Genomic DNA, 19,494 nt, shown 5'->3' with positions numbered 1-19,494 from the left:
TTAGCGCAATCCGCGCATTTGGCGGTGAAGGCAGCACTCTGCCTCCGGTAGAATATCAGTTTAGTTTCGCTTTGGAGGGCGGCGCGTTTGTCGGCGGCTTTACTCCTCCTCCGTCGCCTGCTTCAATCATTACGCTTCCTACGGCGGCTCAAGTGAGCAAAAGCGGTTATTCTCTGACGGGCTGGCGCAATCAAGGCGGCACGGATTTTGCGCCCGGGCAAATGATAGCGCTTAGTTCCGCTACGACATTTACGGCGCAGTGGGCTGCTCCCATAGATCTTACGTTTGCTTTGGAGGGCGGCGCGTTTGCAGGCGGCTTTACTCCTCCTCCGTCGCAAGTTCCGGCGGGTAGCAGTATTACGCTTCCTACGGCGGAACAAGTGAGCAAAAACGGCTATGTTCTGATTGGTTGGCGCAATCAAAGCGGTCAGGATTTTACGCTCGGACAAACGGTAGCGCTTACTGCTTCCACGACATTTACGGCGCAGTGGAGCAATATTATAAGCATTAGCCGCGTTCGCGTAAATTCTTGGGAATCCGCAGGCAGCGACAGGTTTATTCCGAACAGTTTGTTTGACAACGCCCCCAATACTTTTTGGCACGCAAGATGGAGCACAGGCAGCGGACACGGAAGAGGAGAATCGCTTGTCGATATAGATTTAGGCGGCGTACATACGGTAAATCGAATTGAAGTTGACAGACGTTTGGTTTCGGGACAAGACATAAGGGCTGTGCGTATGTTTACCCATATCGGGCAAGGCGGTGAATTCCCCAACGGCGAAAGAATACCCGCCAATTTCCCCGCAAACGTCCCGCAAGCCGATATTGATTTGGATTTTGTTATGACCGGCTGGACGGAAATCGGAGATCAAGCTCGTCAAATCACAGGTCTTAATACAAGCAATACCGTGATATTGACCCTGAACGCTCCCATTACGGCGCGCTATATCCGCTTGGGTATTGAGAATGGTCCCGTAAGCGGCGACCCTGATTTTACCCAAGTTAGAGAAATCCGCGTATTCGGCGAGAGCGGCGGAGCTACTTCTATAAGAAACAGAGAAAATTCGGACAACCGCTTCGGTATTCTTCTGGAAAATGCAATAGTCTCGGATGTGGCAAGAATTTCGGTAATAACCCCCGAACCCGCAACAATAAATCTGCGAATTATGGACATTTTGGGGAATGTTGTGTTTGCGGAAACTGCCGCGTACGGGCGGGTCGCGTACGGGCGGGTTTCAAACCCGCCCCTACAAAACGATAACGCAATAGTCTGGAATTTGACCAACCAATCCGGCAGATTTGTTGCCAACGGCACGTATTTGATTATCGTAGAGGCGACAGGTTCTAACGGCAGAGTTTGGCATTACAGAGCAATTATGGGAGTGCGCCGATAGAAGATAATAAAAAAACAACCATTTTCGTAGAGACAAGGCATGCCTTGTCTCTTTTTTATTGTTTTCTGTTTTCGGCAAAACGTATTTTCTCTCAAATTTAATTCAAAAAAGGAGCAAAAATGCACATTTTGGTAATCGGCGGCGCAGGATATATCGGAAGCCACGTAGCAAGAGAATTTCTTGACAACGGCTACAATATCACGGTTTACGACAACTTTTCAAGCGGAAAAGAAGAAAACATCTTCGCCGACGAAAAACTTGTCCGAGGCGACGTTCTGGACTTCGACCTGCTCGACAAAACAATGAGCGAAGGCAAATTTGACGGCATTATTCACCTGTCGGCGTTCAAAGCGGCGGGGGAGTCCCAGATTATCCCCGAAAAATACTCGGTAAACAATATCACGGGAACAATAAACATTCTTAACGCGGCAACAAAAAACGGCATAAACAAAATCATTTTCTCATCGACAGCCGCAGTTTACGGCGAGCCGCAATATCTCCCGATAGACGAAAATCACCCGACCTGCCCCGCAAATTATTACGGCTTCACCAAATTAGAAATAGAGCGAATTTTGGAATGGTACGACAAACTCAAAGGTCTTAAATACGTCGCCTTACGATACTTTAACGCCGCAGGATACGACCCCAAAGGTCGAATTTACGGCTTAGAAACCAACCCGCAGAATTTGCTCCCCATAGTTATGGAAGTCGCGGCGGGCATTCGCGAGAAAATCACAATTTTCGGCAACGACTGGGACACAAGAGACGGCACGTGCATTCGCGACTATATCCACGTAAGCGATTTGGCGGCGGCGCATAAACAAGCGTTCGAGCATTTACTTAAAACCAACGAAAGTTTAACGGTAAATCTCGGCTCGCAAACTGGCGTATCCGTAAAAGAAATGGTAGAAACCGCGCGAAAAATCACAGGCAAAGAAATAAAAGCCGAATACGGCGACCGCCGCGACGGCGACCCCTCGGTAGTTTTGGCAACCGCGGCAAAAGCGGAGGAGATTTTGGGCTTTAAAGCGCAGTGCTCCGATATAAATTCCCTGATTTCAACGACTTGGGGGGTGTACAAGAGGAATTTTGGGATAAGTTAAAGTTTGAGGCGTTTTAGTACGCCTCTATCTTTTTTGTTTTGGGGAGCGTATAAGCGGAATATTTAAGATTTTTTATCAGTTTGGGAAATATTCAACTTTAGAATACCACGCATTAAAAATCTTAACACTGTTTCCACTAAATTGAGGAGTGAAACAATGACGTTCGCCTTCCCAGTCTTGATGCCAATATTGACAAATAATATTCCCGTTTACTGTGAAATGAAACGTATGTTGTTCATCAATAAATCCGTCGTTTAAAATAAAAATTCTTTTTCCATTTCCGTTTTTTGCGAAAAGAACATACTCGCTACCATTTTCCCAAATATGCTTCCAAATACCCTCTATTGCAGAATTTATATCGTTTTGTTCTCCACCACCGCTTCCGCCGCCTGAGCAACCGAACAAAAACAATCCTGCCAATACTAAAATTCCCAATAACCGTTTTGTCATAATGCGTTCCTCCTTTACAGTCCTTTTTTTCTTAATCTGTCCGCTATCATTTTATAGATTTTCATTTTATCTCTCTTGCCTATTCCCCAGATTTCAACTATTTCTACGTTTCTGTTAGGTAAAACGCGGTAAACTATTCGCACTGATTTCTTCGCCACATAAATTTTGTAAAAACCTGTAAGATTTGCATTGTCTTTGTTGCCGAGCGGCAGTCCAAGCATAGGGTTTTCGGCAAGATTGTCAATTTTTTTATTTACCATCTTTTTTATTGAACCGTCTAAACCGTTATAATCTTCTTGCGCTTCGGGAATAAAAAATATTTGGCAACTCATATATTTTCACGCACCTTTTCCCAAGGAATATTTTTTGACGGGTCGTAATTCTCCATTCTGCTTTGAAGCATATCGTTTATTTCCATAAGTTCGAATGCTTCTTCTATCTTTTTCAAGTATTCGTATTCTTTATAGGAAAGCAAAACCGCTTCCATAACATTGTTTTCAATCACATAAACCGCGTTTCCGCTATAACGAACACTTTTTATGGTGCTCGGCAGTTTTTTCTGCAAAAGCGACATCGGCAACATCTGTTTTGTTTCAACCAGCATAAATACTCCTTAATTTACGTAATGTAAAAATAATTTATTGTCGCGGTGGCGTGGGGGAAAATTTGTTTTTTGTTGATTATTTGTTTTGGCAAATATTATTTTTCTAAGAAAAAGAGGAGGTAAATTATGACTGTTTCAGCGAAATTATTGTCGGAAATTGAATTGTTGCCGCGAGAATATGAGCAGGAAGTTCTCAACTATGTGTCTTTTTTGAGGACAAAACCTCGGTTGGCGAAAAATGTTTTTGTCAATAAGGAAAGTATTTCAATAGAAGACGCCTACGGAATTTTAAAAGGAACGGGTATTGACTCAAATTTTGTAAGGGACGAGGAGGATAGGTATTGAATGTTATAGATACTTGCCTTTGGATTGAATATTTTCTTGGAAAAGACATAGATGTTTCAATTAGTAATGCGATTAGAGATACAAGCAATTTACTTGTTCCGACAATTTGCATTTACGAAGTATATAGAAAAGCATTGCCTGAAAAAGGCGGAGCGTTTGCTGATGTTCTTGTTGAAATTATGGAAAAAGGAAACGTTGTCGATATAAATAGCGACTTGGCAGTACTTGCCGCAAAAATTTCCAAGCAATACAAACTACCTATGGCAGACAGCATAATTTACGCAACCGCTCAAATGAATAACGCAACTGTTTGGACGCAAGACAAACATTTTCAAAATCTGGAAGCCGTTAATTATTTTCCGAAAAAATAATTTATTTTTACAGCATAAAACAGGAGAAAAAATGATACGGAACGAAACAAATCGCGTGGAACTCAAGGAAAAATTAACTGACGACTTTGAAAAAACGGCGGTTGCGTTTCTAAACTCCGACGGCGGGGATATTTATATAGGAATCAACAAAGACGGCATTATTGCAGGCGTGCCGAATCCCGACGCGGTTCAACTCAAAATTGCCGACCGCCTTAAAGACAACATTCGTCCCAGCGTTATGGGCTTGTTTGACATATCGACGGAAATACACGACAATAAAACCGTGGTTGTAGTAAATCTTGCAAGCGGCTCGGAAAAGCCGTATTGTATAAAACAAAAAGGATACTGCGATTCGGGGTGTTTTATTCGTATCGGAAGTTCGTCTCAACCTATGCAACATACAATGATTGATAAATTATTAAGAAAACGACACCATCCTTCGATTGCCAATATGCCGTCTCGCCGTCAAGATTTGGAGTTTAAGCAACTAAAGCTTTACTACGGCTTAAAAGACAAGCCTTTGAACGACAATTTTGCAACAACTTTGGATTTTCTTACGCAGGACGGCAAATACAATATAGTTGCATTTTTGTTTGCCGACAATAACAATATTTCTGTTCGGATGGGTAAGTATTTCGGCAAAGATAAACTTGATTTGATAGGGCGGGAAGATTACAAGGATTGCTGTCTTATTACGGCTATGCAGAGAATTATAGACAGAATCGATGTGGAAAACATAACTCAATCCCGCAAGCGCCCAATGCAAACACGGCTTGACAAAAATCTTGTGGATAAAAAAATTCTTCACGAAGTCATAATAAATGCGTTTGCTCACAACGACTATTCTCGTCTTGATACGCCCATATTTCAAATTTATTCCGACAGAATTGAGATTACGTCTTTCGGCGGATTGGTGGACGGCTTAACATTGGAAAAATTTTACGGCGGCACGTCTATGCCCAGAAATCGCGAGATTATGAGAGTTCTTAAAGACCTTGAATTTGTGGAACAACTCGGAAGCGGTATTCCAAAAATTGTTAATAAATATGGAAAAAACGTAATTTCGGTAAGCGAAAAAGTAATAGAGGCAACTTTGATGTTTGATTGCGATATGGATGAAGCCGAAAACTACCCTGAAAACTTGAAAAACTATCCTGAAAACTCAGAAAACTATCCTGAAAACTCAGAAAACTATCCTGAAAACCCAGAAAACTATCCTGAAAACTCAGAAAACTATCCTGAAAACCCAGAAAACTATCCTGAAAACTCAGAAAACTATCCTGAAAACTTGGAAACTACCCTGAAAGCAAGCGAAAAAATACTTGCAGTAGTAAGCGAAAACCCTAAAATCAGCATACCTGAGATAGCGGAATTATTAGGGCTCTCCGTAGGTGGAATTAAATACCAAGTCAAGCGATTGAAAGACAAAGGAGTAATGCACCGTATCGGTCCCGACAAAGGCGGAAGTTGGGAAATCACACAATCTTAAAATTCTCCAATTTCACAAAAAAACAGCAAAATTTCCAAATTCATTGACTATTGCAAAAGGCAATTATTATTTTATTCGTGCAAATTAAGGGGAAAAAGTGCAAATCGCGGGAGTTGTGCCCGTTTTACCGTTATAAGGAAGGTGTTTTATCAAAGCAAGAATTATTTCTATCGGGACTGCTGTTCCGCAGACGATAAAGAACAACGACCACTTTGCGAAGTATTTGGATACTTCCGACGAGTGGATTACTCAGCGCACGGGAATAAAAGAGCGCAGGGTTTGGGATAACGCCCCAGCGGACGCGGCGAGCGAACTCGGATTTTTGGCGGCGACAAAGGCAATCGAGCGAGCGCAAATCTCCGCCGAAAGCATAGATACCGTTATTTGCGCGACGTTTACCCCCGACAATTTTTTTCCATCGACTGCGGCGCTCATTGCGGGCAAGCTCGGAATTAAAGGGGCTTTCGCGTTTGATTTGTCCGCGGCTTGCGCGGGCTTCACTTTTGGACTGTCGGTTGCGGACTCGCTTATTCGGAGTGGTCAGAGCAAACGGGTTTTAATGGTTGGAAGCGAAGTCATCTCCCGAACGCTTGACTGGGAAGACAGAGGCACTTGCATACTTTTCGGCGACGGAGCGGGCGCGGTTATCGTTGAGGCGAGCGAGGGTGAAAAGGGAATACTTTCCTGCGTAAATTACACAGACCCAAGCGGCGCGGAGCATTTGGCGCTTCCGAGTTTCGGCGAAAAGCGCTTTTTGAATATGGAAGGAACAAAAATTTACAAATACGCGTGCAAACTTATGCCCGAAATGGTAGAGCAAGCGCTCGCAAAAGTCGGTATGAGCGTGGCTGACATAAATCTGCTTATCCCTCACCAAGCAAACATTCGCATTATTGAAAGCGTTGGCGAGCGGCTCGGTTTGTCGGCGGACAAAGTAATGATAAACTTGCAAAAATACGGAAATACGTCTTCGGCGACCATTCCTTTGGCTATGGAAGAGGCGTGGGACGGCGGTCGAATAAAAGACGGCGATATTGTGGCTTTAACGTCGCTCGGCGGCGGAATTACCGCGGGCGGAATAATAATAAGATTTTAAAGGAAGGTTTGATTATGAAAGTAGCATTTTTATTTCCCGGACAAGGCTCTCAGGCGGTCGGAATGGGGAAAGACCTCTTTGACAATAACGACTTTGCAAAAAAACGTTTTGAAGAGGCAAACGATATTTTAGAACGCGATTTAACAAAGATAATTTTTGAAGGTCCCGAAGATATTCTCAAGCAAACCCAAAATACGCAACCCGCGCTCTTTTTGGTGGAAAGCATAATTTGCGACTTGCTTAAGCAAAACGGGCTTTTTCCGACATATACGATGGGGCATTCTTTAGGAGAATATTCCGCGCTTTACGCAAGCGAAGTTTTTGATTTTGCGACGGGTATCGACTTAGTCGCAAAACGCGGCGAACTTATGGCTGCGGCTGGCGAGAAATCCAAGGGCGCAATGGCGGCGATTTTAGGTATGGAAAAGGATAAAATTATACAAATTTTGCTTGAAGTAAAAGGCGGAGTAGTAGTATCGGCAAACGAGAACTCTCCCGAACAACTTGTTATTTCGGGCGATTTGGCGGCGGTCGAAAGCGCTTGCGAAATGCTTAAGGCGGGCGGCGCAAAGAGGGCGCTTATGCTTCCTGTTAGCGGCGCGTTTCATTCTCCGCTTATGAAACCTGCGGCGGACGAGTTTTCGGCGTATTTGCAAGACAAAAAATTCGCCGACGCGAAATATCCGCTTATCACAAACGTGCGAGCGCTTGCCGAAACGAGCGGCGAAACATTGAAATCGCTTTTGGTGGAGCAGTTGCTTTCGCCCGTGCGTTGGGTGGACTGTCAAAAAGAACTTTTTGCATTAGAAATCGGCAACGCAATAGAAGTGGGACCCGGCAACGTGCTTAAAGGGCTTGCGAAAAAAACCGTAGAAGAAATGAACATTGTAAATTGCGCAAACTGGGAAAGCATAATCTCGGTTGTAGGGCAATACAAATAAATAAAGGGGAAAAGATGATTTGTTTGAAAGGAAAAGCCGCGCTGATTACCGGCTCGGCAAGAGGTATCGGAAAAGAAATCGCCGCAAAATTCGCAAAAGCGGGCGCTGATGTTTGCGTAAGCGACATTGATTTGGCGACAGCGCAGGCGACCGCCGAAGAAATTGCAAAAGAATACGGCGTAAAAACAATTGCGATTGCCGCAAACGTTGCAAGCGAAGAAGAAGTAAACGAATTGGTGAAGAAATTCATAGAAGAGTTCGGGAAAATCGATATTCTTGTAAATAACGCCGGCATAACCAAAGACGGTCTTGTGATAGATATGAAAGAAAGCGACTGGGACGCGGTTTTGGACATAAACCTTAAAAGCGCATTCCTCTGCACCAAGGCGGCAACCCGCCCGATGCTTAAAGCAAGAAGCGGAAGAATTATAAATATCGCCTCAATTTCGGGGCAAATCGGGCTTCCGGGGCAGGCAAACTATTCGGCTTCCAAAGCGGGAATGATAGGTCTTACAAAAGCGGTGGCAAAGGAAGTTGCAAAGCGCGGTATAACCGTAAACGCGATTGCACCCGGTTTTATTCGCACGGCAATGACCGACAAACTTTCGCCCGAAGTGGTAAAAGGATACGAGGACGCAATTCCGATGAAAGTTTTGGGATTGCCCGAAGATATTGCTAACTCGTCGCTGTTTTTGGCGAGCGATTTGGCAAGTTATATCACAGGTCAGGTAATCGCCGTAAACGGCGGATTGGCAATGTAAAGAGTTTTGACAATAGAAGAAAACAGAGTTTAATTTAATTTTTTTTTAACAAAGGAGTGTTCATTATGAGTGCAAATCTTGCGAAAGTTCAAGAAATTGTAGCGAAACAGTTGGGTAAAAGCGCGGCGGAAATCACGCTTGAAAAGAAATTTGTTGATGATTTGGGCGCGGATTCTCTCGATTTGAGCGAATTGGTAATGTCTTTTGAAGAGGCATTCGGCGTTGACGAAATCACCGACGAAGACGCGCAAAAATTCGTAACAGTTGCAGACGTAGTAAAATACGCAGACTCACTGTAATTTTTCAGGGGATTTTAGACGATTATGTAAGGGCGAAATTTTTTTTCGCCCTGTTTTTTTATTGTATTTTTGCAAAAAACCGCCAAATCATTGTCCCGACTAAAAACAAATAGTATTTTCTCCTCGGCTCTTTGACTAAAAAATGGATTTTTTCATTTTCTTCCTTATGAATATCTCCAATGTTCTATTGCACGAGAAAATGAGAGAGAGCGTGTCTGTTTTGGCACACTCTTTTCTCGTTGGGTTTCGGTGTAATAGGTTTTGGAGATAACCTCATAAGGCGAAATTGATTGAGAAATGGAGTGTGTCTTGATTTTTTTTCTGAAAACACTCTATTTATAAAGTTGTAAGTAATTGTTATTAAAACTAAAAAAAGGGGTGTTTTATGAGTTTCAAAAGAAAAATTATTTTGGCGGTTATGATTGCCGCAAGCATAATATGGGCTAACAGAGTAAGTCCGCAAACTGCTGAAAATTTAGCAATCAACTTTGTAGAAACCGAGCTTGGAGAACAAGCGAGAGAAAATATTCGCCTGCGACATACTGCAAGGCGAACGACAGAGCGACGGCTCGACGGGCGTTTTCCGCGCTCGCAAGATAGCGCGCAAGACGACGAAGAAATAACATTGCTTTACGTGTTCAATATAAACGAAGCCACAGACGGCGGTTTTGTAATAATTTCGGGCGACGACGCGGCAAGACCGATTTTAGGATTTTCACAAAACGGAAATTTTGACGAAAATAATTTGCCGCCCAATTTTAGATTTTGGCTGGACTTTCTGAAATCAGAGATTGCTTTCGCGCAAGAAAACGACATTGAACAAAGCGAAGAAATTCGCGAAGAATGGGATAGTTTTCTGCAGGGAAGCACACAACCGATTTTTTCAAATACCGTTTTGCCGCTAATCCGACAAAAATGGGATCAACGCGCACCTTTTAACGACTCAACGCCTTTGGATGGCTCTCAGCGTTCGATTACGGGATGCGTGGCGACGGCAATGGCGCAAATTATGGCGTTTCACCAACATCCTGCGCGCGGAACGGGGCAAAGTCAGGCATACAGAACAAGAACGCGAGGAATAAATGTGCCCGCCGTAAATTTTAATGTTGCTTACAGATGGAACGATATGCGCGATGTTTACACAAACCAGTTCGGACAAATAGCGGCGGGTATTACGGCTACGCAAAGAAGCGCTGTCGCACAACTTATGCGCCACGCGGGAGTAAGCGTGCAAATGGATTTCAGCGCCGCGGAAAGCGGTGCTTTTTCCGGCGATGTCCCGCTTGCGTTAGTTAATCATTTTGGCTATGACAGAGGTATTCAACGCCGTCGGCGAGAGCATTTTGACAATATATCTTGGGAAGCGATGTTGCGCGAACAAATAATGCTCGGCTTGCCTGTCTATTACGACGGAAGCGACTCTGCAGGCAACAGCGGACACGCGTTTATTCTGGACGGATTTAACAATAACGGGCAATTCCACTTTAACTGGGGTTGGGGTGGCAGCCACGACGGTTGGTTTGTGAGCACCGCGCTAAATCCGGGAACGGGCGGAGCGGGCGCGGGGGCGGGAAACTTCAGTTTTAATCAAGGCGTAATAATCAATATAATGCCCGACGATGGCGGAACGAGCAACTACGAATTTGCCGTATCGGGGCTCAGCGTAAACAAAACGTCCGTTTCTCATTATGAGCAATTTTTGGTTTCCGTCGAAGAATTGCTGGCAATGTCTGCTTTGGACACCTTTACCGGCGGACAGATGAACGTGGCATTAACGAACGAGCAAGATGAAATTGTGGCAGTTATCGGAAGTAATATGATTATGGACGGACAAACTTTTTCTTTGAACATTGCTTTTCCTATGGCATACGGTCATTTTTTCTCTAATTTTTCAATATCCGCTAATGTTCCATCGTTTGTTTCGGCGGGACAATATCGCCTGCGTTTGGTTATTCGTCCGACAGTCGGCGAATGGCAAATTGTAAATTTGGGAAATCCGAGTTTCATAAACTTTGAAGTATCGGCAAACGACGGCGGAGATGGCGGCTATGAATTTGAATTATCGGGATTTCGCACAAACAAAACATCTGTTTATCCCAACGAGCAATTTACCGTATCAATCGATACTATGCGTTTGATTTCTATGTGGCACGAATTTCCGGGCGGACATTGGAACGCGGCGATAATTAACGAACACGATGAAATAATAACCACGCTCGGACAAAATCGAGGCATAAACAGAGTAGAATACAGATGGTTTTTCCGCGAATTGTCTATAAATTGCGTTGTTCCCTCGACAGTTCCCGCAGGAAATTATGAATTGGCAATTATAACACGTCCCACCAACGGCGACTGGCGAATTGTGAGATTTGGCAATCCGAGTTTCATAGCCTTTGAAGTTCTGGGGGAAAATACGTCTATAAGAAACAATCGTCTCCACGACAGCAGATACGGTATTCTTTTGGAAAGCGCAATCGTTTCGGATTTGGCAAGAATTTCGGTGATTATTCCCGAACCTGCGCAGATAAACCTGCGAATTATGGATAATTTGGGCAACGTCGTATTTTCGGCGGATGGTGTAGGGGCGGGGGTTGCCCGCCCTGAAAACAGAACGAACGGCGATTTGGGCGGGCAGACCCCGCCCCTACACAACGCTATCGTTTGGAATTTAACCAACCTCGCAGGACGTTTCGTAGCCAACGGTACGTATTTGATAATAGTCGAAGCAACAGGTATCAGCGGCAGAAGATTTACCTATTCGTCGAGGATCGGCGTAAATCGGTAGAATTAACGCTTAAGGGCAAACGGTCGGCGAAGATAGTCGAACTGTTTGCCTTTATTTTCGGAGGCGGGTATAAAATTATCCGCCTTTTTTGTTTTGGCAGAATATATTTTCTCCTCAAAATAAAACGGAGGTTGATATGGGTTTCAAAAAAATCTTGATTTTGACGGTAATGTTTGCAGTAAACACAATATTCTCAGCGAGCGACGGCGACATCGTTTGGCAGAACAATTTCGGCGGGAACTACCGCGATTATTACAACGCCGCTATTGCAATAACCGACGGAATTGTTGCGGTAGGAGTAGCGCGGATGGGCTCGTTCGGCAGCGGCGACTGGGAGGGCTTTGCGGGAAGAGGCGGCGCAGACGCAATCATTGTCAGATACAACAACGCAGGACAAGTAATTTGGCGAAGAAATTTCGGCGGAAGCGGCAATGATGAATTTTACAGCGTTGTCGCAGTTGCAGACGGAATTGTTGCCGCAGGATACTCTGCGGTATCGTCTTTTGGAAACGGCGATTGGGAAGACGTCGAGGCAAAAGGCAACAGCCAGTTCTTTCCCGATCCGATTATTGTAAAATTTGACTATGACGGAGAAATCGTCTGGAAAAGAAATTTCATCGGGGCGGGATTTTACTCAATCATCGCCGTCGCCGACGGAATTGTTGTAGCCGCAGGCAGTGCCGTTATAAAACTCGATAACGACGGAGAAATTATTTGGCAAGAGCATTACAACATTTTTGTGCAGCCAAGTTTTTCTTCCGTAATCGCAGTTTCCGACGGCATTATTGCGGCAGGGGCTAACGTGGCGTTGCGGTGGGCTTTACAAGATACACAAAGAGAGCCGAGGCATTTGCCGTATGAGGCGCTTATTGTAAAATTCAGCAATGACGGCGAAATCCTTTGGCACAGAAATTTCGGGAAAATCGAGCAATGTTTCTTTAACTCGGTAGTTGCAGTTTCCGACGGCATAGTCGCCGTAGGGGTTGATATTTCCATAGGGGGCGAAGGCGCCGCAATAATAGTAAAATACAATAATGACGGCGATATTGTTTGGAACAGAAATTTCGGAGGAAGACACACCACATTTGAATCTGTTGCCGCGGTCGCCGACGGTGTTATTGTTGTAGGGTACGCCGCGGAATTGGCATTTAACATAAGCAACGATTGGTCGGGAGTTGTGGGCAAAGGCGACCTCGACGCAATTATTGTAAAATTTGACAACGACGGCAATGTCGTTTGGAAAAACAATTTCGGCGGAAAGGGGCACGATAGATATAATTATATCACGGCGGTAGCCGACGGCGTTATTGCCGTAGGAACTTCGACGGTAAACTCTTTTGGCAACGGCGATTGGACGGGCTTTGCGGCAAAGGGAAACCAAGACGTATTTGAAGACGCAATTATTGTAAAATACCGCTTTGAAAACGGCGGTGCGAATTCTATCAGAAACCCCGACAATAGAAACATCCAAACCTCCCGCCACGGAATTTTGCTGGAAAACGCCATTGTTTCGGATTTCGCGAAAATTTCGGTGATTACCCCCGAACAGGCAACGGCAAATCTGCGAATTTTGGACAATTTGGGCAATGTTGTGTTTTCGGCGGATGGTGTAGGGGCGGGGTTCGCCCGCCCTGAAAACAGAACGAACGGCGATTTGGGCGGGCAGACCCCGCCCCTACACAACGCCATCATCTGGAATTTAACCAACAACAACGGACGTTTCGTCGCCAACGGAGCCTATCTGATTATAGTCGAAGCAACAGGTATCAGCGGCAGAAGATTTACCTATTCCGCAAGAATTGGGGTAAACAGGTAATATTACCTCGACATCTCCGAAAGAAATCGCCTAATTTCGGCGATATGCTCGCCCAAATCCTCGCCTCGCAAAAATGGGTCGTTGTTATACGACTGCAAAATAGAATTCGCCAAATTGTCCAAAGCTCCCGAACTGTTGGCAAGGCGCTCAATATCCAGAGCTATGTTGCGAATGTTTTGTTCTCGGCTGTATTCGCCGCCTCGCAGAAAAATCTCTTCCGCTCGCTCCAAAAGTCCGTTTTCAAACTTTGGGAAATTGTTCGGAATTGCAAAACCGTCAAGGAAAGTTTGCCCGAATGTTTGGTCTAAATCGTATGGGATTATCCGAAATTTGTTGTCGCTTTTGCAGTTGTAAATGTAAAGATTTTTTATAATTCCGTCGTGATTGTTTATCGCCGAGCTTGTTAAAGAATACATAGCGGCGTTTTCTATGTCCAAAACAGCCTTTATCTTAGTCTCGTTTCCTTCGTCGAGCGCGGAAATCAGAATGTTTAAATCGCTGAAATTTATTGAACTTTCGGGAATTCGTCTGTCGAAACTCATTGCCGAATTTAGTCCGCCTCCGAACGTAAATCTTCCTCCGCTTCTTATTTCGTAGAGCGAATTTACCTCTATGTTTCGCCGCCGGAAAAACCGTTCGTCTATGTGCTCGCGGGAAAGATAAAGTCCTACAAAAACATTGTTTACGCTTAAGGCGACAAACTCCATTTTGGGGACGATAAAACCGTTTGCTTCAAAAATCATATTGGCGAAAATCTGCCTCAAATAGCTTCTGTCGATGTTGGAGGCGACAAAATGCCGCCGCTCGTCGTTGTCGTTGGTTATCACGTGAAAAGACGGTTTGGGGAAATATCGCGAAGAATGTCCGCGCCGCCGCATTCTGCCTGTCTGTTTTACGCCGTTTTGCGTTATGTTTATTGCGGCAAACTCGTTTACAAGCGCGTCTTTCATAAGAGCGTTAAAGTCGCTTTCGCGCATTTCTATGGCAACGTGCGGCAAGCCGAATAAAGTCGCGGGGCTTGTCTGATTACTAAGTTCCGAGCAGGAAAAAAGCAAAAATATCCCTGCGGCGAACAATAAAAATTTTAGTGTTTTCATTTTGCCCGCGCCTCTTACCAATGAACAAAAATCTCGGATATTACGCGTTGCCTTATTATTTGCGGGCGGCTCGACTCCTGATTGTTCGCCGTCATAATTAAATCCAGATTTGTGCGCCATTGTACGCGGTCGCGCCTGTCAAAACTCAGGTTTACTCCCTGCCGCGCCTGCCAATACGCGTTTTTAACGGCAAATTCGTCGTTGAAAAACGCAAATTCGTAAACGGGAGTTATTTTTCGCAGGTGATTTCTGTCGATACTTATCGGAAAACTTTGCTGAAAACGCAGTCCCCAAAAGCCGATATTTTCGTTTTCGTTGAACTCCAAAAACGCGTCGGGAGTCAAAGAATGCACTAAATATCCGTATCTTTCGGGATTTCTGCCCCAAATCGCCTCCACTTCAAAATTATTGACGTCGCCGCTGAATTCCATCCCGACATTACCGTAAAACGCGCTTTGCCTGTTGTGCGAGCCGTCTTTGTCCTCGTAATTATTGTACATTGCGGCGACCATAAACCTTTTTCTTTCGAGTTGCCTTGTGAGTAAGGTCAAATTGCCGAAAATTCTGTTTGAGCCGTCGCCCGAAAATCCGCCGATAAGCGTGTATGACGGGAAATTATAGCGGTATTGGATGGTAAAATCGCGGTCGAGCAGAAAAAAATCGCTCAAAATGTTGTTAAGCATAGATTTTTTTATGAATAATCGGTCGGTGCCGCTCTTAATTTCTTCCCACGAAAACATTTTTTTCATAAATCCCAAACGGGCGTTGGAGTTGTCGAAATCGTAGCGGATAAACAGTTTTTGCAAGTTTACGTCGGTAAAACGCCAATCGTATTCCAAGTCGAATTCCAAACGGACGTTGTCGGCGGGAAAAACCACCAACTCGGTTTCGACCGTGGCTATTCGGTTGAGGCGACTGTCGTTTATTTCTCTGTCGCCAAGCCCGCCGATTGCCCGAAAATCTATGCCGACATTCGCTTTTCCGCCAAATCTTACTCGGTCTTCTCTGCTTCTTCGCCTGCTTTGCTCTTGGTCTTGCGCAACAACCATCGAAAAAAACAAAAGCGCGATTATTAAAATTTTTTGTTTCATAATTCTCGAAAATAATAAATACTGCGGTTCAAAAGCGAATATTTCTGTAAAATTTCGATTATTGATTTCGCGCAATAATTATTTTACCTCGGAAATAAACGGAAAAATGTCTTTGTTGCGGGAGATTTTGCTATTAAAAAATCGCTTGAAACCGAATTGCGGAATTTTGAAAATTCTACTCTTGAAAATTGCAGAAATTTTGCATTTCAAAACCGTTTCGACATAAAATTTATACTGAAAAGCGCCGCCGCCATTGATTTTTTGAGAGCTATTTCGCAAAATTATTCGGTTTTGGAAATCGCCGAGCAAAAAATCCAAGACTACAACACGCTTTATTTCGACACTCCCGACCTGCGTTGCTTTAATATGCACAAAAACGGCTGGGGAAACCGCTATAAATTTCGCACTCGCCAATATTTGAGCAACCAAAAAATTTACAACGAAATCAAGAAAAAACTAAACAACGGCAAAACGCTTAAATTTCGCAAAATCCGCGAAGATTTTTCAGAAAACTTTGACGAGGAATTTGAAAACTTAGCAAAAATAAACGGTTTTTCCTGCGAAAATTTGTCGCCGTCGCTCGCGGTAGAATTCAGCAGAATTACTCTTTTAAACAAAAATTTCCCCGAAAGATTAACGCTCGATTTCGGGCTTAAATACGGGTTTTCAGACAAAAAAATCACTTTTCCCGATACGGTAATAGTCGAAATAAAGCGCGAAAGAAACTCTTCCAGAACTTTTTCTCAAAATTATTTGCGCTCAAAAAACATAGAGCCAAGCGGATTTTCAAAATACTGCGTCGGAATTTGCCTTACGAAAGAAGACGTTAAGAAAAATTTGTTTTTGCCGAAAATCCGAAAATTACTCATAGAAAACGAAAGAAAGGAAGATATATGACGTTTGCTTTTACTCCGCAAGATATGGAGTTTTTGTTGAATTTTGCTTTTAGATTTGCCGTGAATTTGGTTTTTGCCTACATTTTGATTTGCATAATTTACGCCAAAGAGCACCGAATAAAAGAATATTCGTTCAACTTTTTCATATCGAATATTTTGATTTTTGTGCTGACTTCTCTTATGGTTAGCGTAAGAATACGAACAGGTTTTGCATTGGGACTTTTCGCGATTTTGTCGATTTTGCGCTTTAGAACAGAGCAAATTCAGGTGCGCGAAATGACTTTTTTGTTTTCGGCGATAATTTTGGGCGTAATAAATTCGCTTGCCACTGCGGATTTGCCGATTTTAACGCTTTTGATTGCCAACGTTTTGGTTTGTACGGGAATTTATCTTTGCGAAAAAGCGTTTATTCGCGGAAACACAGCAATAACAATGATAGTTTACGACAACACCGCTCTTTTGGCAAACGAGAAAAAAGCAGAACTTTACGCCGACCTAAAATCCCGCTTCGGCTACGAAGTTATCAAAGTCGTGATAGAAAAAGTCAATTTCCTAACCGATTCCGCCGAGCTGAGGGTGATTTATAGGAAGAGGTAGGAATTTAGTTGTGTGATATGGCAATGTATTGTGTAAGGGCGGGTTTCAAACCCGCCCTTACATTATGGAATCACCGATTTGGGCGTATGCAATACGCCCCTACAATCTCTCCCAACCCAACGCCGCCGCGCCTAAAACTGCCGCATTTGCTTCGGGAAGTTTTGACTTCTCCACTTCAAATGTGTCGCGCATTGCTTCCAAGCACATTTCGCGAGCGTATATGGTTGCGGGTTTAATTAAAATATCGCCTGCGTTTGCCAAGCCGCCGAACAAAAATATTTTTTGCGGGCTCGAAAAAGCGATGGTGTTGGCAATCATTTTTCCCAGATATTTTGCTGTGGTGTCGAATGCTTCAAGCGCAACTTTGTCGCCTTTTGCCGCCGCTTCCGAAATGTGTTTTGATGTTAATTCGTCGTAAGAATATTGTCTCAAAATCGACTGTTCGTCCATATCCATAATAGCAAGCAGTTCAAAGGCAGTTCTGCAAATTCCCGTCGCCGAAACGTATGGCTCCGCGCAACCCAATTGTCCGCAACCGCATTTGCGCCCGTTCGGCACCAATCCGATGTGTCCGAGTTCGCCCGCAAATCCCGAATATCCGTAAAGCACTTTTCCGTTTATGTAAATTCCGCTGCCGAGCCCCGTTCCCAAAGTCAATACTACAAAATCGTCGATATCTTTTGCACCGCCGAAGAGTTTTTCGCCGATAGCCGCCGCGTTTGCGTCGTTTGTGACTGCGCATTCCACGCCTAAACTTTCCTTGAATTTTTCACCGAGCGGAACAATTCCTTTCCACGCAAGGTTTACGGCGTGTTCAATAGTTCCTTTGTAAAAATTTGCGTCGGGCGCGCCTATTCCCACGCCGACAAGATTTGCACCCGATTTTTGCACCAATTCCTTAATTAAATTTGTGCTCGTCTTTACAAATTCGCCGAAATCGGGATAATCCGCCGTTTTAAGCGCCCCCTCGGCGATAATCTTCCCACTCTTTTCGACAAGCCCGATAACGATATTCGTCCCGCCGATGTCCATTCCTGCTACTACGTTTGTCATTTTTTACGCTCCTTTATTTTTTAAGATTTCAAATTTCTTCAACAATTTCCCCACCGACGCCACTCCAAGCCCTACCACTGTCCAGTAATCGCCGTTGATTTTTTCAACGAAATATTTGCCGTCTTCTTGAATGCCATAACTGCCCGCTTTGTCGGCGTAATTGGCGCGGTCGAGGTAGTTTTCGAGTTCTTCATCGTCGATTTCTCTGAAAAAAACCTCGGTTTTGTCTAAAATTACCTCGTTAAAATTGCGGTTTTTGCAGACCAAATTTATTGCGGTATAAACGAAATGGCTTCTTCCCGAAAGCATTTTCAGCATTTTTTTTGCGTCTTCGCGGTCTTTGGGTTTTCCTAATATTTTGCCGTCGATTACAACTATTGTGTCTGCAGAAAGAACGGGATTGTCGGGGTATTTTTCGCTTATCGGGCGCGCTTTTTCTTGAGCGAGCGCAATTATTTCGCTTTCAACGTCGCCGCCCGTAAAAAACCTGTGTTCATCGCCGATGTCGGCGGCTTCTACCGTGAAATCTATGCCGAAATCCGCGATAATTTCTCGACGGCGCGGGGATTTTGAGGCAAGGGTTAGACTTGCGTTGCTTTTGGTGCTGTTTGAATACAATTCTATTGAATTTGACATTCTTTGCTCTCCTTTTCAGGTGAAAATATTATTTGCCGTAAAGAAAAAGGGCGAGAAAAAAGTTTCTCGCCCTTGTAAAATTCGATAAAATACGAATTTCCTACCTATTTACCCCAATTCGAGCCGAATAGGTAAATCTTCGACCGCTGATACCTGTTGCTTCGACAATTATTAAATACGCACCATTGGCAACATATCTGCCTGAGGGGTTGGTTAAATCCCAGACGATGGCGTTTTGTAGGGGCGGGGTCTGCCCGCCCAAATCGCCGTTCGTTCTGTTTTCAGGGCGGGCAAACCCCGCCCCTCCGTTATCTGTCGTGAACACAACATTCCCCAACACATCCAAAATTCGCAAATTCACCGTTGCCTGTTCGGGGGTGATTACGTTGATTTTCGCCACGTCGGACACGGGGTTTTCGGCGACAATTATGCCGTATCTGACGTCGGTGGGCTGGCGGCGGCGAATTGAGGTCGCTTGATTGCCTATGTGAAAATTATCCAAGTCGATTTGCGTGTTATCCAAACCTTTGATGTCGTCCATCCTCTCTATACGATTGCCTTCGACTTTCAATTCTTTAAGCGCTGTGTTATTTGACAAGTCAAGTTCGCTTATCAAATTGCCGCTGACATCAAGATGTATCAAATTAACATTACTCGACAAATCGAGTTC

General features: G+C 44.1%; 21 protein-coding genes. 13 read left to right on the top strand and 8 right to left on the bottom strand.

Annotation, left to right across the window (positions count from 1 at the left end; genetic code table 11):
- Together FWE23_09720 and galE are read left to right on the top strand one after the other, a co-directional pair.
- The coding region (locus FWE23_09720) for a discoidin domain-containing protein (GenBank protein ID MCL2845705.1) at positions 1 to 1,394 on the top strand (1,394 nt) is incomplete at its 5' end.
- 119 nt (positions 1,395 to 1,513) lie between these two features.
- A complete protein-coding gene (gene galE, locus FWE23_09715; GenBank protein ID MCL2845704.1) occupies positions 1,514 to 2,497 on the top strand; it encodes a UDP-glucose 4-epimerase GalE in 984 nt (327 codons plus the stop codon).
- Between the two features lie 75 nt (positions 2,498 to 2,572).
- Here the strand turns inward: galE and FWE23_09710 are convergent, their stop codons facing one another.
- From FWE23_09710 to FWE23_09700, 3 genes are read right to left on the bottom strand one after another with little or no spacing between them, the layout of a single operon-like run.
- Complete coding sequence (locus FWE23_09710; protein MCL2845703.1) at positions 2,573 to 2,947, bottom strand: hypothetical protein; 375 nt, start codon at positions 2,945 to 2,947, stop codon at positions 2,573 to 2,575.
- Between the two features lie 14 nt (positions 2,948 to 2,961).
- On the bottom strand, positions 2,962 to 3,279 hold the full coding sequence (locus FWE23_09705; protein ID MCL2845702.1) for a type II toxin-antitoxin system RelE/ParE family toxin: 318 nt from the start codon (positions 3,277 to 3,279) through the stop codon (positions 2,962 to 2,964).
- Positions 3,276 to 3,551 carry a type II toxin-antitoxin system Phd/YefM family antitoxin gene (locus FWE23_09700; GenBank protein ID MCL2845701.1) on the bottom strand — a complete coding sequence of 92 codons (276 nt, stop codon included), beginning with the start codon at positions 3,549 to 3,551 and terminating at the stop codon, positions 3,276 to 3,278. Before FWE23_09700 ends, FWE23_09705 begins: the two co-directional genes overlap by 4 nt.
- A 126-nt stretch (positions 3,552 to 3,677) precedes the next feature.
- Here FWE23_09700 and FWE23_09695 point away from each other — a divergent pair, with 126 nt between their 5' ends.
- From FWE23_09695 to FWE23_09655, 9 genes are all read left to right on the top strand, one after another.
- Positions 3,678 to 3,896, top strand: a complete 219-nt coding sequence (locus FWE23_09695; protein MCL2845700.1) for a DUF2281 domain-containing protein — start codon at positions 3,678 to 3,680, stop codon at positions 3,894 to 3,896.
- Positions 3,893 to 4,267 (top strand): type II toxin-antitoxin system VapC family toxin, encoded by a 375-nt coding sequence (locus FWE23_09690; protein ID MCL2845699.1) that lies wholly within the window; start codon positions 3,893 to 3,895, stop codon positions 4,265 to 4,267. The genes FWE23_09695 and FWE23_09690 overlap by 4 nt, the downstream gene beginning before the upstream one ends.
- A 31-nt stretch (positions 4,268 to 4,298) precedes the next feature.
- The gene (locus FWE23_09685; protein MCL2845698.1) at positions 4,299 to 5,756 is read left to right on the top strand and encodes a putative DNA binding domain-containing protein; all 1,458 of its coding nucleotides are present in this window, start codon (positions 4,299 to 4,301) and stop codon (positions 5,754 to 5,756) included.
- A 148-nt stretch (positions 5,757 to 5,904) separates the two neighbouring features.
- Entirely contained in the window at positions 5,905 to 6,852 is a 948-nt protein-coding gene (locus tag FWE23_09680) for a ketoacyl-ACP synthase III (GenBank protein ID MCL2845697.1), read from the top strand.
- 14 nt (positions 6,853 to 6,866) lie between these two features.
- Entirely contained in the window at positions 6,867 to 7,793 is a 927-nt protein-coding gene (gene fabD, locus FWE23_09675) for an ACP S-malonyltransferase (GenBank protein MCL2845696.1), read from the top strand.
- A gap of 17 nt (positions 7,794 to 7,810) precedes the next feature.
- The gene (gene fabG, locus FWE23_09670; protein MCL2845695.1) at positions 7,811 to 8,554 is read left to right on the top strand and encodes a 3-oxoacyl-[acyl-carrier-protein] reductase; all 744 of its coding nucleotides are present in this window, start codon (positions 7,811 to 7,813) and stop codon (positions 8,552 to 8,554) included.
- A 65-nt stretch (positions 8,555 to 8,619) separates the two neighbouring features.
- Complete coding sequence (gene acpP / locus FWE23_09665) at positions 8,620 to 8,853, top strand: acyl carrier protein (GenBank protein MCL2845694.1); 234 nt, start codon at positions 8,620 to 8,622, stop codon at positions 8,851 to 8,853.
- A 385-nt stretch (positions 8,854 to 9,238) separates the two neighbouring features.
- The gene (locus tag FWE23_09660) at positions 9,239 to 11,638 is read left to right on the top strand and encodes a C10 family peptidase (protein MCL2845693.1); all 2,400 of its coding nucleotides are present in this window, start codon (positions 9,239 to 9,241) and stop codon (positions 11,636 to 11,638) included.
- Positions 11,639 to 11,774: 136 nt separating this feature from the next.
- Entirely contained in the window at positions 11,775 to 13,454 is a 1,680-nt protein-coding gene (locus FWE23_09655; protein ID MCL2845692.1) for a hypothetical protein, read from the top strand.
- 2 nt (positions 13,455 to 13,456) lie between these two features.
- On the opposite strand, the gene FWE23_09650 is transcribed toward FWE23_09655, so the two are convergent.
- A complete protein-coding gene (locus tag FWE23_09650) occupies positions 13,457 to 14,551 on the bottom strand; it encodes a CotH kinase family protein (protein ID MCL2845691.1) in 1,095 nt (364 codons plus the stop codon).
- 14 nt (positions 14,552 to 14,565) lie between these two features.
- Complete coding sequence (locus tag FWE23_09645; GenBank protein ID MCL2845690.1) at positions 14,566 to 15,642, bottom strand: hypothetical protein; 1,077 nt, start codon at positions 15,640 to 15,642, stop codon at positions 14,566 to 14,568.
- Between the two features lie 156 nt (positions 15,643 to 15,798).
- On the opposite strand from FWE23_09645, the gene FWE23_09640 reads away from it, so the two are divergent.
- Together FWE23_09640 and FWE23_09635 are read left to right on the top strand one after the other, a co-directional pair.
- Positions 15,799 to 16,539: a polyphosphate polymerase domain-containing protein gene (locus tag FWE23_09640; GenBank protein MCL2845689.1), complete on the top strand. Its 741-nt coding sequence runs from the start codon at positions 15,799 to 15,801 to the stop codon at positions 16,537 to 16,539.
- On the top strand, positions 16,536 to 17,135 hold the full coding sequence (locus FWE23_09635; GenBank protein MCL2845688.1) for a DUF4956 domain-containing protein: 600 nt from the start codon (positions 16,536 to 16,538) through the stop codon (positions 17,133 to 17,135). Before FWE23_09640 ends, FWE23_09635 begins: the two co-directional genes overlap by 4 nt.
- Before the next feature lie 99 nt (positions 17,136 to 17,234).
- Here the strand turns inward: FWE23_09635 and FWE23_09630 are convergent, their stop codons facing one another.
- From FWE23_09630 to FWE23_09620, 3 genes are all read right to left on the bottom strand, one after another.
- Positions 17,235 to 18,188, bottom strand: coding sequence for an ROK family protein (locus FWE23_09630; GenBank protein MCL2845687.1), 954 nt, complete (start codon positions 18,186 to 18,188; stop codon positions 17,235 to 17,237).
- 3 nt (positions 18,189 to 18,191) lie between these two features.
- Complete coding sequence (locus FWE23_09625; GenBank protein ID MCL2845686.1) at positions 18,192 to 18,824, bottom strand: Maf family protein; 633 nt, start codon at positions 18,822 to 18,824, stop codon at positions 18,192 to 18,194.
- Positions 18,825 to 18,924: 100 nt separating this feature from the next.
- Positions 18,925 to 19,494: hypothetical protein (locus FWE23_09620; GenBank protein ID MCL2845685.1), on the bottom strand; the 570-nt coding region annotated here is incomplete at its 5' end.

It is taken from the genome of Chitinivibrionia bacterium, assembly GCA_009779925.1.
Lineage (GTDB): Bacteria > Fibrobacterota > Chitinivibrionia > Chitinivibrionales > Chitinivibrionaceae > WRFX01.
The sequence above is the reverse complement of the archived record's forward strand: the minus strand, read 5'-3'. Positions and strand labels throughout refer to the sequence as shown.